General features: G+C 71.1%; 9 protein-coding genes. 8 read left to right on the forward strand and 1 reads right to left on the reverse strand.

From position 1 onward, the window contains the following. Window positions 1–81: 81 nt before the first annotated feature. Window positions 82–456, forward strand: coding sequence for an Rv3654c family TadE-like protein (locus ACSLTV_RS06150; protein WP_432135234.1), 375 nt, complete (start codon window positions 82–84; stop codon window positions 454–456). Here ACSLTV_RS06150 and ACSLTV_RS06155 read toward each other — a convergent pair. Then, window positions 347–2,998: a DEAD/DEAH box helicase gene (locus ACSLTV_RS06155; protein WP_435611754.1), complete on the reverse strand. Its 2,652-nt coding sequence runs from the start codon at window positions 2,996–2,998 to the stop codon at window positions 347–349. The two genes, ACSLTV_RS06150 and ACSLTV_RS06155, sit on opposite strands and share 110 nt — an antisense overlap. 81 nt (window positions 2,999–3,079) lie before the next feature. Between ACSLTV_RS06155 and bldG the strand changes: the two genes are divergently transcribed. The 7 genes from bldG to topA all read left to right on the forward strand — a co-directional run bounded on the left by bldG (window position 3,080) and on the right by topA (window position 13,410). Continuing rightward, window positions 3,080–3,421 (forward strand): anti-sigma factor antagonist BldG, encoded by a 342-nt coding sequence (gene bldG / locus ACSLTV_RS06160; RefSeq protein ID WP_009189842.1) that lies wholly within the window; start codon window positions 3,080–3,082, stop codon window positions 3,419–3,421. A gap of 119 nt (window positions 3,422–3,540) precedes the next feature. Further along, window positions 3,541–3,969: an ATP-binding protein gene (locus ACSLTV_RS06165; RefSeq protein ID WP_432135184.1), complete on the forward strand. Its 429-nt coding sequence runs from the start codon at window positions 3,541–3,543 to the stop codon at window positions 3,967–3,969. 288 nt (window positions 3,970–4,257) lie between these two features. Then, window positions 4,258–6,666 carry a sodium-translocating pyrophosphatase gene (locus ACSLTV_RS06170; RefSeq protein WP_432135185.1) on the forward strand — a complete coding sequence of 803 codons (2,409 nt, stop codon included), beginning with the start codon at window positions 4,258–4,260 and terminating at the stop codon, window positions 6,664–6,666. Window positions 6,667–6,860: 194 nt separating this feature from the next. Beyond that, window positions 6,861–7,472 carry a small secreted protein gene (locus ACSLTV_RS06175; protein WP_432135186.1) on the forward strand — a complete coding sequence of 204 codons (612 nt, stop codon included), beginning with the start codon at window positions 6,861–6,863 and terminating at the stop codon, window positions 7,470–7,472. 64 nt (window positions 7,473–7,536) lie between these two features. Next, window positions 7,537–9,057: a DUF7059 domain-containing protein gene (locus tag ACSLTV_RS06180; protein ID WP_432135187.1), complete on the forward strand. Its 1,521-nt coding sequence runs from the start codon at window positions 7,537–7,539 to the stop codon at window positions 9,055–9,057. 961 nt (window positions 9,058–10,018) lie between these two features. Beyond that, window positions 10,019–10,216 (forward strand): hypothetical protein, encoded by a 198-nt coding sequence (locus ACSLTV_RS06185; protein ID WP_432135188.1) that lies wholly within the window; start codon window positions 10,019–10,021, stop codon window positions 10,214–10,216. A 263-nt stretch (window positions 10,217–10,479) separates the two neighbouring features. After that, window positions 10,480–13,410, forward strand: coding sequence for a type I DNA topoisomerase (topA, locus tag ACSLTV_RS06190; protein ID WP_435611755.1), 2,931 nt, complete (start codon window positions 10,480–10,482; stop codon window positions 13,408–13,410). Window positions 13,411–13,482 lie beyond the last annotated feature (72 nt).

Consider the following 13,482-nt stretch of genomic DNA (forward strand, 5'->3'; position numbering starts at 1 on the left):
ACGGGTGCGGCGCGCACGCTCCCCGCCCGCCCGGTCGGCGCACGCGCGGCCGGGGACGGGGGCTCGGCCACCGTCTGGAGCCTGGCCGTGATCGGGGTGCTCTGCGTGGTGTTCGGGGTGGTCCTCGCCCTGGGGCAGGCCGTGGTGGTCCGGCATCGGGCCGCCGGCGGAGCGGATCTGGCGGCGCTGGCCGCGGCGGACCACTGGGCGGAAGGCGAGGCGGTGGCCTGCGCCCGCGCGGAAGAGGCGGCCCGGGCGCAAAGGGCGCGGCTCGTGCGGTGCTCGGTCGCCGGTGAGGTGTCGGATGTGACGGCGGTGTCGGGCAGGGGCCTCTTCACGGCGGAGGTCAGGGCGCGGGCGGGCCCTCCGGCTCACCTACCGGCCGCAGGGCCTCGGGTTCAGCCTCATGGCCTCGTAGACCTCGGCGGGTCTCCTCAGCCTCCACAGCCTCTGTAGCCGCAGAAGGCTCAGGCTCCCGAGCCTCGGACGCCTCCTCACCTGCGTCCGGGACTCCCCCAGCCCGACGACCTCCCGCGTCGTCCGCTCCCTCAGCGGGTGCCCCCCGCAGCAGTTCCGTGAGCAGCCGTACCGCGCCTCTCTTGTGCAGCGGGTCGTTGCCGTTGCCGCACTTGGGTGACTGGATGCAGGAGGGACAGCCGGCGTCGCACTCGCAGGAGGCGATGGCCTGTCGGGTGGCCGTGAGCCAGGCGCGGGCGGTGTGGAAGGCGCGTTCCGCGAAGCCCGCACCACCGGGGTGGCCGTCGTAGACGAAGACGGTGGGCAGGAGCGTGTCGGGATGCAGCGGCACGGACACGCCGCCGATGTCCCAGCGGTCGCAGGTCGCGAAGAGGGGCAGCATGCCGATCGACGCGTGTTCGGCGGCATGCAGGGCGCCGCCGAGGATTTCCGGATTGACGCGGGCCGCGTCGAGCTGGTCCTCGGTGACCGTCCACCACACCGCGCGGGTGCGCAGCGTACGAGGAGGGAGGTCGAGCTTCGACTCACCGAGGACCTCGCCCGTGATGAGCCGGCGACGCAGGAAGGAGACGACCTGGTTGGTGACTTCGACCGAGCCGTAACACAGGCGGCCCCGGCCCCACGGAACTTCGACGTCCGTCTCCAGGACGGAGATGGAGGTGGTGTCGCGGGCTACCGTCGAGTACGGCGGGGCGGCCTCCTCCACGAGGGCGACCGAGTCGTCGAGGTCCAGGGAGCGCACCAGATAGGTGCGGCCCTGGTGGAGGTGGACGGCGCCCTCGTGGACCGTCGTGTGGGCGGCGCCCGCGTCGACCGTGCCGAGGAGCCGGCCGGTGCCGGTCTCGACGATCTGAACCGGCCGGCCGCCCTCGCCCCGGATGTCGGTGAGGTCGGCGGCCCGTTCGCGGCGCGTCCAGTGCCAGGCCTTGGTACGGCGGCGCAGCAGCCTGGCCACCTCCAGCTGGGGGAGCAGTTCCTCGACCGTGGGGCCGAAGAGTGGGAAGTCGTCCTCGGTGAGGGGGAGTTCCGCCGCCGCGGCACACAGGTGCGGGGCGAGGACGTACGGATTGTCGGGGTCGAGGACCGTCGACTCCACCGGCTGGTCGAACAGTGCCTCCGGGTGGTGGACGAGGAAAGTGTCCAGCGGATCGTCGCGGGCGACGAGTACCGCCAGCGCGCCCTGGCCGGAGCGTCCCGCGCGGCCGGCCTGCTGCCACAGGGACGCCCGGGTGCCCGGGTAGCCGGCGATCAGGACGGCGTCCAGACCGGAGACGTCGATGCCGAGTTCCAGCGCCGTGGTCGCGGCGAGGCCGAGCAGCTCGCCGGACTGGAGCGCCTGTTCGAGAGCGCGACGTTCCTCGGGAAGGTAGCCGCCCCGGTAAGCCGCGACACGCCGGGCCAGGGAGCGGTCGACCTCGGTCAGCCGTTCCTGGGCGATCACCGAGATCAGCTCGGCACCGCGCCGGGACCGTACGAAGGCGACGGTGCGCACGCCCTGCACGGCGAGGTCGGTGAGCAGGTCGGCGGTCTCGGCGGTGGCGGTGCGGCGGACGGGGGCGCCCTTCTCGCCCTGCATCTCGGTGAGCGGGGGCTCCCAGAGGGCGAACACCAGTTCGCCGCGTGGGGAGGCGTCATCGGCGACCTCCACGACCGGCACACCGGTCAGCCGACGGGCGGCGACCGCGGGCTCGGCGGCCGTCGCCGAGGCCAGCAGGAACACCGGCGACGCGCCGTAGCGCGCGCACAGGCGGCGCAGTCGGCGCAGCACCTGGGCGACGTGCGAGCCGAAGACGCCCCGGTAGGTGTGGCACTCGTCGATCACGACGTACTTCAGCGCCTTGAGGAAGGAGGACCAGCGGGGGTGGGACGGCAGGATCCCCCGGTGCAGCATGTCCGGGTTGGTCAGGACGTAGTTCGCGTACTGACGGATCCACTCCCGTTCCTCGAACGGAGTATCGCCGTCGTACACGGCCGGGCGTACCGCAGTGCCCAGGGGATGGGCGAGGTCCCGCACCGAGCGGTGCTGGTCGGCGGCGAGCGCCTTGGTGGGGGCCAGGTAGAGGGCGGTGGCGCCGCGGCCGTTCGGGGCCTCGGCGCCGTCCAGGAGCCGGGACAGTACCGGGACCAGGTAGGCCAGCGACTTGCCGGAGGCCGTGCCGGTGGCGACGACCACCGAGTCACCGTCCAGGGCGTGCTCGGCGGCCAGGGCCTGATGTGCCCACGGGTGCTCGATACCGGCCGTCCGGACCGCCGCGATCACTTCCGAGCGAATCCGGTCAGGCCAGACGGCATGGCGGCCCGCTCGCGGGGGCAGGTGCTCCGTATGAGTGATGCGCGACGCCCGACTCGGCCCGGAGGCGAGCCGGCCCAGGACAGTGCCCGGAGACGGGTGGTGCGCGAGGTCCGCCGAGGGTCGATCGGGTCGGTGATTCTTGGCCATTGGCATCGAGTGTGTCACTGGCGTGACGGACAATGGGGTCAAGGCGTCGTGCACGCCTGCCGGTAAGTGATTGAATGCCATCGCGGCTGGCGAACCGTCCGGGGGCTGCAAGCCCAGGTGTCCCGAGGGGCGACCGCTCGATAGCAAGGTGCTGGAGGATCCGTGGACCTGTCCCTGTCGACCCGTACCGTCGGCGATCGTACGGTCGTCGAGGTCGGTGGCGAAATCGACGTATATACCGCGCCCAAGCTGCGCGAGCAGCTGGTCGAGCTGGTGAACGACGGGAATTTTCACCTCGTCGTCGATATGGAGGGCGTGGACTTCCTCGACTCCACCGGGCTCGGCGTGCTGGTCGGCGGCCTGAAGCGGGTGCGTGCCCATGAGGGCTCGCTGCGCCTGGTCTGCAACCAGGAGCGCATTCTGAAGATCTTCCGTATCACCGGTCTGACCAAGGTGTTCCCGATCCACACCTCGGTCGACGAAGCGGTGGCGGCCACCGACTGACCCGCCGTCCCGGGCGCGTGAATCCTGCGCGCCCTGGACGGCACAGTTGAACGACCGGGGGGCCGCGCCCTGGGCGGCCCGGCCCTCCGACAGCACGCCCGTAGTCGCGAGGGGGATGCATGGCCACCGTTGAGCTCCGCTTCAGCGCGCTGCCCGAGCACGTCAGGACCGCCCGTCTGGTGGCGGCGGCGGTGGCGCGCAGGGCCGGGGTGGACGAGGCCGTCCTGGACGAGGTCAGACTCGCCGTGGGCGAGGCCTGCTCGCGCGCCGTGGGCCTGCACCAGAGCAGCGGGGTCACCGCGCCCGTGAAGGTGGCGCTGATAGAGGACGAGAAGCAGTTCTCCATCGAGGTGGGCGACGAGGCGCCGCACGCGGTGCCCGGCCGGGCCTCCGGCGGTCCCGACCCCGACACGGAGGTCGAGGAGGACGAGATGGGCCTCGCGGTCATCAGCGGCCTCGTCGACGACGTGCACGTCACCACCGGGGAGCACGGCGGCCTCATCCGCATGACGTGGCCGACCGCTCCGAGCCCGGTGACGCTTTCCTGACCGGTTCCCGAGCCGGCATCCGGACCTGAAGGGCCCCACTCGTGGGGCCCTTTGGCGTGTGCGCACCTGGGCGATCGTGCTTACAGTGGTTCCGTCAGTGAATCATGGACGAACTGAATCTTGGTCTGGAATTTCGTGAAGGAATTCACGATCAACGCCTTTGGAGCATTACCCGGCGCGAAAATCAATGCGAAGGCGAATTCCGTTTGCCGCGCACTGTTTTGATCAGGTTCCGGTACCTACAATCCGTCCACATCTTGAGCTCAGCCCAAGCGTCAAGGAGGACGAATGGCGGGGCTTTCTACCCCTCATCGGTTGGACCACTCCACTACGTTCGCAGCCGCGGTGCTCACCGACGACAACCGCATCCTCGTGATGGTCATCGGGCTCGTGGCCCTGGCCGCGCTGGTGGTCGCCGGGGTGCTGCTGCGGCAGGTGCTCGCGGCCGGCGAGGGCACCGACAGCATGAAGAAGATCGCGGCCGCCGTCCAGGAAGGCGCCAACGCCTATCTCGCCCGGCAACTGCGGACGCTCGGCGTATTCGCCGTGGTGGTGTTCTTCCTGCTCATGCTGCTTCCCGCGGACGACTGGAATCAGCGGATCGGCCGGTCGGTGTTCTTCTTGATCGGCGCCGCGTTCTCCGCCGCCACCGGCTATATCGGCATGTGGCTCGCGGTCCGCAGTAATGTGCGGGTCGCCGCGGCGGCCCGGGAAGCCACTCCCGCGCCGGGTGAGCCGGAAAAGGATCTCACCGCCGTGTCGCACAAAGCGATGAAGATCGCTTTTCGCACGGGTGGCGTCGTCGGGATGTTCACGGTCGGGCTCGGTCTGCTGGGCGCCACCTGCGTGGTGCTCGTCTACGCGGCCGACGCGCCCAAGGTGCTGGAGGGATTCGGCCTCGGGGCCGCGCTGATCGCGATGTTCATGCGGGTCGGCGGCGGCATCTTCACCAAGGCCGCCGACGTCGGCGCCGACCTGGTCGGCAAGGTCGAGCAGGGCATTCCGGAGGACGATCCGCGCAATGCCGCGACCATCGCCGACAACGTGGGCGACAACGTCGGCGACTGCGCGGGTATGGCGGCCGACCTGTTCGAGTCGTACGCCGTCACCCTGGTGGCCGCACTGATCCTCGGAAAAGCGGCCTTCGGCGACGCAGGACTCGCCTTCCCGCTGCTGGTGCCCGCCATCGGAGTGATCACCGCGATGATCGGCATCTTCGCCGTCGCCCCGCGACACGCCGACCGCAGCGGCATGTCGGCGATCAACCGCGGCTTCTTCGTCTCGGCGGTGATCTCACTGGCCCTGGTGGCCGTCGCGGTGTTCGTCTACCTGCCGGGCAAGTACTCCGACCTGGACGGCGTCACCGACACGGCGATCAGCGGCAAGAGCGGCGACCCGCGCGTCCTGGCGCTGGTCGCGGTCGCGATCGGCATCCTGCTGGCAGCCGTCATCCAGCAGCTGACCGGGTACTTCACCGAGACCAACCGCCGGCCGGTGCGGGACATCGGCAAGACGTCGCTGACCGGCCCCGCCACCGTCGTCCTGGCCGGCATCTCGGTCGGCCTGGAATCGGCCGTCTACACCGCCCTGCTGATCGGCCTCGGCGTCTACGGCGCCTTCCTGCTCGGCGGTACGTCGATCATGCTGGCGCTGTTCGCGGTGGCGCTGGCCGGCACCGGCCTGCTCACCACGGTCGGCGTGATCGTCGCGATGGACACCTTCGGGCCGGTCTCCGACAACGCCCAGGGCATCGCCGAGATGTCCGGGGACGTCCAGGGCGCGGGCGCTCAGGTGCTCACCAACCTGGACGCCGTCGGCAACACCACCAAGGCCATCACCAAGGGCATCGCCATCGCCACGGCCGTCCTCGCGGCGTCGGCGCTCTTCGGCTCGTACCGCGACGCCATCACCACCGGCGCCCGGGACGTCGGCGAGCAGCTCAGCGGGGACGGCGCGCCCATGAGCCTGATGATGGACATCTCGCAGCCCAACAACCTGGTCGGCCTGATCGCGGGCGCGGCGGTCGTCTTCCTCTTCTCGGGGCTGGCGATCAACGCGGTGTCGCGGTCGGCGGGCTCGGTGGTGTTCGAGGTGCGCCGGCAGTTCCGGGAGCGTCCCGGGATCATGGACTACAGCGAGCAGCCGGAGTACGGCAAAGTCGTCGACATCTGCACCAGGGACGCCCTGCGCGAGCTCGCCACGCCCGGGCTGCTCGCCGTGATGGCGCCGATCTTCGTCGGCTTCACCCTCGGTGTGGGCGCGCTCGGCGCGTACCTGGCGGGCGCGATCGGCGCGGGCACCCTGATGGCGGTGTTCCTGGCCAACTCCGGTGGCGCCTGGGACAACGCCAAGAAGCTCGTCGAGGACGGCCACCACGGCGGCAAGGGCAGCGAGGCACACGCGGCCACGGTCATCGGCGACACGGTGGGCGACCCCTTCAAGGACACCGCCGGTCCCGCCATTAACCCGCTGCTGAAGGTCATGAACCTGGTGTCGCTGCTGATCGCGCCCGCGGTCATCAAGTTCTCCTACGGCGAGGACAAGAGCATCGGCGTACGGGTGATGATCGCGGTCCTCGCGCTCCTGGTGATCGTCGGGGCGGTGTACGTCTCCAAGCGGCGCGGCATCGCCATGGGGGACGAGGGCGAGGACACCGCGGGGTCCGCCAAGTCGGCGGGGCACGCCGTGGTTTCGTAGGTCTGTCCGCGCCAGGCCGGTCAAAAGGCGGGCGGGTGACGCGAGTTCCCGCGTCACCCGCCCGCCTCGGCGTGCCCGCGGACTCGGCCGTGAGCCTTCTCTCGCATGGTGCAAATGGTTCTTATGCGACGCATATCGGTCGTTCGTCTTCGAGTTGTCACCCGTTCGCCGTGTATGTTCCGGGGCCGAGAGCCATGGAAGGGACCAAACCGGTGAACAAGAAGCTCGCGGCCGCGCTGTCCGGCGGTGCGGTACTGGTACTGGCGCTGTCGGGATGCACCAGCGGCGACGACGGCAACGACAAGGAACTGGACGCCTGGGCCAAGCAGATCTGCGACGTCCTGCCCGCGCAGAAGGCGAAGGTCACCTCGGCGAGCGCGGCGATCACCAAGGTCGCCGACCAGGACAGCGCGCCCGCCGAGGTCCAGAAGACCGACTCCCAGGCCTTCCAGGACATGTCCGACGCCTACAAGGCGCTCGCCGACGCCGTACGCCGGGCCGGGCCGCCCCCCGGTGTCGAGGACGGCAAGAAGAAGCAGGAGGACGCCGTCAAGGCGCTCACCGACCTGTCCACCTCCTACGCCGGTCTGAAGAAGGAGATCGACTCCTTCGACACCAAGAACCAGGGGACCTTCGCCGGCGAGCTGAAGAAGCTCGGCACCCGGCTCGGCAACCTCAGCAAGTCCGGCAACGCCGCCCTGCGCAACCTGGAGGAGGGTGACGTGAAGGCGGCCGTCGCCCGTCAGGACAGCTGCCAGAAGGCGTCCCGCACGGCTTCGCCGACCGCCGGGTCGACGCGGAGCTGACCCGGCCGGTCCTTCTCGTCCCGCGCTGCGGCGGAGCGGGGCCGCCACGGGAGAGAATGGGCGCGTGAGTGACACCACCCCGTCCCCCCTGCCCTCGACCGAACACCCCGAGGCCGCCGCGCGACTGCGCGAGGCCCTGCTCGCCGCCTCCTTCACCGCCGACGGACTGCTCGACCTGCTCGGCGCGCCCGCGTACGCGGCGCTGGCGCGCAGCGAGACCGTTCCCGCGCTGCGGGCGACCCGCGGGGACACACCGCTGGAGACGCTCGTCCGGCTGTTCCTGCTCCAGCAGCCCGCGCCACGCGCGCGCGTGGCGGACGTGCTGCCCCTCGCCGCGTGCCTGGACAGCGGCTGGCTGGTGCCCGTCGGCGCCGACGAAGTGGCCGCCACGGTCGACGTACGGCCGTACGGCGGACTCGACGGCGAGGACTGGTTCATCGTGTCGGACCTGGGCTGCGCGGTCGGCGGCGCCGGTGGCATCGGCGGCCGACAGGCAGGCACAGCCGTGGTGCTGGGCGTCGGCGGCGCCTCCACCACGCTCGCCGGGATCACCGTCCGTACGCCCGTCGACTCCGCGCTCGACCTGGGCACCGGATCCGGGATCCAGGCCCTGCACGCGTCCCGGCACGCCACGCGCGTGACGGCGACCGACCTCAACCCGCGCGCGCTGCACATCGCCGCGCTCACCCTCGCCCTGTCGGGCGCGCCGGCCGCGGACCTGCGCGAGGGCTCGCTGTTCGAACCGCTCAAGAACGGCGAGACCTACGACCTGATCGTCTCCAACCCGCCCTTCGTGATCTCGCCGGGCGCGCGGCTGACGTACCGGGACGGCGGGATGGGCGGGGACGATCTGTGCCGCTCGCTCGTTCAGGGAGCGGGGGAGCGGCTGAACGAGGGCGGGTTCGCGCAGTTCCTCGCCAACTGGCAGCACGTCGAAGGGGAGGACTGGCAGGACCGGCTCAGATCATGGGTGCCGAGCGGCTGCGACGCGTGGATCGTGCAGCGCGAGGTGCAGGACATCACGCAGTACGCCGAACTGTGGCTCAGGGACGCCGGGGACCACCTGCGGGACCGGGCCGAGTACCAGGCGCGCTACGACGCCTGGCTGGACGAGTTCGAGGCGCGCAAGGTGAAGGCGGTCGGCTTCGGCTGGATCACGCTGCGCCGTACGTCGGCCGAGCCCGTGATCACCGTCGAGGAGTGGCCGCACTCGGTCGAGCAGCCGCTCGGCGACACCGTGCGGGCGCACTTCGAGCGGCTCGACTATCTGCGGGCGCACGACGACGCCGCCCTGCTCGAAGGGCACTTCCGGCTGGCCGGCGAGGTCGTGCAGGAACAGGTCGGGCTGCCCGGCGCCGAGGACCCGGAGCACGTGGTGCTGCGCCAGCACCGCGGGATGCGCCGGGCCACCAGAGTCGACACCGTCGGCGCCGGGTTCGCGGGCGTGTGCGACGGCACGCTCAGCGCCGGCCGCATCCTGGACGCCATCGCCCAGCTGATGGACGAGGACCCGGTGCTGCTGCGGGATCGTACGCCGGCCCAGATCCGCCTCCTGGTGGAGCAGGGCTTCCTGGATCCGGCGTGACCGCGTCGACCGGGACTAGGGCCTTTTGCGAAAGTCCCGCCCTTCGGGCGGACGACGCGACTTTCGCAACGGGCCCTAGGCGTTCCCGGGGGCGGTGCCCGGCGCCGCCGGCCCGCTGTGGGACGCCTTCCGCAGCCTGCGCCTCGCCCGGCCGCGCCGCGGTCCCTCCTGGCCGTACCAGTAGCGGGTGGACCACGCGCGCGAGGTGATCGACGGGGACGACGGGACCGCCCCGCTGCGAGCCCTCCCGAACAGCTCGCGGCACGGCTTCCCCGACTTCATGCTTCCCGAACCGATCGGGTCGCCGAGTACTGCCCCGGGACGGCCGACGACCCGCTCACGCGGCCGCACCCGACGGGTCCGCAGGCCGTCCGTGCGGCGCTCGCGGCCACCTGCGCCGCCTACTGGGGGCGCACGCCCCGCACCGCCCCGTGGCCGGTCATGCGGCGGCTCGGCGGTTCGCCGAGGATTCCGTGTTCGCTGAGGCGGGGAGCGTGGCGAGGGGCGTCACCCGCCACCGGATCGGCCGCGGCGTGCCGGCACCGGCTGCCTGGTGCCCGCCGTGCTGCTGACCGGGTGCGACCACGGCAGCCGGCGCCGGGCGAAGCTCGAGGTGAGCAGGCGGGGACGTACGGGGCGCGGTCGCCGCCCGGATGTGAGACCGGACACCTGGCGAATGATCGAATTCGCTCGGATTTCCGATGCGGACGACCGCCTGAAGATCGCCCCGGACGCGCCGGTATCGAACGGCGACGCATTCCGGCCGGTCTCGGCGCCGGCCGGCGCGCGGGCACGGCCGGGAAATCACCGCCGTGAATCCGGTCACCAGGCGCCGGGCGCGCGCTGTGCGGCGGCGGTGGCCCGGCGTTCACCCGGGGTTCGCCCGGAGGCCGTCCGCGCGTGTCAGTCTCCCCGGGGCTGAGCATGTGCGGCGACGCGGGAACAGGGGGCGGACACGGCCATGGAGAGCGGACCGGCGATCTTCGCGGGAGGGGTGTTCTCCCTGTTCGGGGGCGCCTTGCTGGTGTGGACGGCAGTGCGCGTCCGGCGGCGGGAACCCGTGGCCCACGGCGTGTCCCCGGCGGTCTCGTCGGCCTGCGCGGCGTTGGCCGCGCTCAGCGCGCTGGCGGTCGGCGCATGGTGCCTTTCCGGGCTCTGAGGATCAGCCCGGGCCGCTCGGCGGTGCCCCGCGCGGGTGTCGGCGCGGACAATTGAGAGGGTGCACTCCGGTCGGGCGGAAAAGCGTCGGTCGGTACTCCGGGCGGCAGGAATGGCGGTAGTCGGGTTACCGTTCGAGTGGCCGTTGCGGGCTTTTCCCGTTTGACACGGGGGCGGGATGTACCGTCACACTCCGCAGCGTCACCACGAGCCACCCCCGCCTGGGGAGAGAGACCCCCGCGTCGACCGGAGAGAAGAGCGAAGTTGTCCCCGACCAGCGAGACCGCGAAGGGCGGCCGCCGACTCGTCATCGTCGAGTCGCCTGCCAAGGCGAAGACGATCAAGGGCTATCTCGGCCCCGGATACGTCGTCGAGGCGAGCGTCGGGCACATCCGCGACCTCCCCAACGGCGCCGCGGAGGTGCCCGAGAAGTACACCGGCGAGGTCCGCCGCCTCGGCGTGGACGTCGAACACGACTTCGAGCCGATCTATGTCGTCAACGCCGACAAGAAGGCCCAGGTCAAGAAGCTCAAGGACCTGCTGAAGGAGTCCGACGAGCTCTACCTCGCCACCGATGAGGACCGGGAGGGCGAGGCCATCGCCTGGCACCTCCAGGAGGTGCTCAAGCCCAAGGTTCCGGTCAAGCGGATGGTCTTCCACGAGATCACCAAGTCCGCGATCCAGGCCGCCGTGGCCAACCCGCGCCAGCTCAACCAGAAGCTGGTCGACGCCCAGGAGACCCGCCGCATCCTCGACCGCCTCTACGGCTACGAGGTCTCGCCGGTCCTGTGGAAGAAGGTCATGCCCCGGCTGTCCGCCGGCCGCGTGCAGTCCGTCGCCACCCGGCTCGTCGTGGAGCGGGAACGCGAGCGCATCGCTTTTCGTTCTGCCGAGTACTGGGACCTGACGGGCACCTTTTCCACCTCCGACTTCGCTCCGGCGGGGGGACCCCCATCCGGCCGCGCCGGTGACTCGTCGGACCCGTCGTCGCTGGTCGCCCGCCTGCAGACCGTCGACGGCAGGCGGATCGCGCAGGGCCGCGACTTCGACTCCCGCGGACAACTCAAGAGCGCGAACACCCTCCACCTCGACGAGGCGACCGCCCGCGCCCTGGTCGCCGCCCTGGAGAACACCCGCTTCTCCGTGCGGTCCGTCGAGTCCAAGCCCTACCGCCGCTCGCCCTACGCCCCGTTCCGTACGACGACGCTGCAGCAGGAGGCCAGCCGCAAGCTCGGCTTCGGCGCGAAGGCGACGATGCAGATCGCCCAGAAGCTGTACGAGAACGGCTACATCACGTACATGCGTACGGACTCCACCACCCTGAGCGAGACGGCCGTGGCCGCCGCCCGCGCCCAGGTCACGCAGCTGTACGGGGCCGACTACCTGCCGGCGCAGCCGCGCACCTACGCCGGGAAGGTCAAGAACGCCCAGGAGGCGCACGAGGCGATCCGCCCCTCGGGCGACCGTTTCCGCACGCCCGCCGAGACCGGCCTGACCGGCGACCAGTTCCGGCTCTACGAGCTCATCTGGAAGCGGACCGTCGCCTCCCAGATGAAGGACGCGACCGGCAATAGCGTGACGGTGAAGATCGGCGGCAGCGCGGCGGACGGCCGGGACGCCGAGTTCAGCGCGTCCGGAAAGACGATCACCTTCCACGGCTTCCTCAAGGCCTACGTCGAGGGTGCCGACGACCCGAACGCCGAACTGGACGACCGTGAGCGCCGGCTGCCGCAGGTCGCCGAGGGCGACGCGCTGACCGCCGAGGAGATCACCGCCGACGGCCACGCGACCAAGCCGCCCGCCCGGTACACCGAGGCATCGCTGGTCAAGGAGCTGGAGGAGCGCGAGATCGGCCGCCCGTCGACGTACGCGTCGATCATCGGCACGATCCTCGACCGCGGCTACGTCTTCAAGAAGGGCACGGCCCTGGTGCCCTCCTTCCTGTCCTTCGCCGTCGTGAACCTCCTGGAGAAGCACTTCGGGCGGCTCGTCGACTACGACTTCACCGCCAAGATGGAGGACGACCTCGACGCCATCGCGCGCGGCGAGGCCAAGGCCGTGCCGTGGCTGAAGCGTTTCTACTTCGGGGAGGGCACCGGCAACGGTGGCGCGGCCGACGCCGGCAACGGCGACGGGGACCACCTCGGCGGCCTCAAGGAACTGGTCACCGACCTGGGCGCGATCGACGCCCGAGAGGTGTCCACGTTCCCGGTCGGCAACGACATCGTGCTCCGCGTCGGCCGCTATGGCCCCTACATCGAGCGCGGTGAGAAGGACGCGGAGAACCACCAGCGCGCCGACATCCCCGAGGACCTCGCCCCCGACGAGCTGTCCGTCGAGCTGGCGGAGGAGCTGCTGGCCAAGCCCAGCGGCGACTTCGAGCTGGGCACCGACCCGGCGACCGGCCACCAGATCGTCGCCAAGGCCGGCCGCTACGGGCCGTACGTCACCGAGGTGCTCCCCGAAGGCACCCCGAAGACCGGCAAGAACGCCGTCAAGCCGCGCACCGCCTCCCTGTTCAAGTCGATGTCCCTGGACACGGTGACCCTCGACGACGCGCTGCGCCTGATGTCGCTGCCCCGCGTCGTCGGCACCGACGCGGACGGCCAGGAGATCACCGCGCAGAACGGCCGCTACGGGCCGTATCTGAAGAAGGGCACCGACTCCCGGTCCCTGCAGGCCGAGGACCAGATCTTCACGATCACGCTGGAGGAGGCGCAGGCGATCTACGCCCAGCCCAAGCAGCGTGGCCGCGCGGCCGCCAAGCCGCCGCTGAAGGAACTCGGCGAGGACCCGGTCAGCGGGAAGCCGGTCGTCGTCAAGGACGGCCGGTTCGGCCCGTACGTCACCGACGGGGAGACCAACGCGACCCTGCGCTCCGGCGACAGCGTCGAGGAGATCACCCCGGAGCGCGGGTTCGAGCTGCTCGCCGAGAAGCGGGCCAAGGGACCGGCCAAGAAGACGGCGAAGAAGACCGCCGCGAAGAAGACGACCGCCAAGAAGGCCGCCCCGGCCAAGAAGACGGCCGCGAAGAAGACCGCCGCCAAGACGACGACCGCGAAGAAGACGACCGCGGCGAAGAAGACCGCCACCAAGACGACCGTGGCCAAGAAGACGGCCGCGAAGTCGGCGGCGTCCGCGACGCCGTCGGGTTCGTCAGGTTCATCGAGTTCGTCGGGTTCGTCGGTGGAGTGAGTACACGGCGGGTCCACTCGGCCCGCCGGTTCGCACAGCGAACGCCCCGGCGCCGCACCGGTGCCGGGGCGC

The sequence above is a fragment of the Streptomyces sp. bgisy159 genome (assembly GCF_965341775.1).
GTDB lineage: Bacteria > Actinomycetota > Actinomycetes > Streptomycetales > Streptomycetaceae > Streptomyces.

Coding starts and splice junctions, on each gene's coding strand:
- ACSLTV_RS06155 (WP_435611754.1), bottom strand. CDS start 2,998: ATGGCATTCAATCACTTACCGGCAGGCGTGCACGACGCCTTGACCCCA.
- ACSLTV_RS06165 (WP_432135184.1), top strand. CDS start 3,541: ATGGCCACCGTTGAGCTCCGCTTCAGCGCGCTGCCCGAGCACGTCAGG.
- ACSLTV_RS06170 (WP_432135185.1), top strand. CDS start 4,258: ATGGCGGGGCTTTCTACCCCTCATCGGTTGGACCACTCCACTACGTTC.
- ACSLTV_RS06175 (WP_432135186.1), top strand. CDS start 6,861: ATGGAAGGGACCAAACCGGTGAACAAGAAGCTCGCGGCCGCGCTGTCC.
- ACSLTV_RS06185 (WP_432135188.1), top strand. CDS start 10,019: ATGGAGAGCGGACCGGCGATCTTCGCGGGAGGGGTGTTCTCCCTGTTC.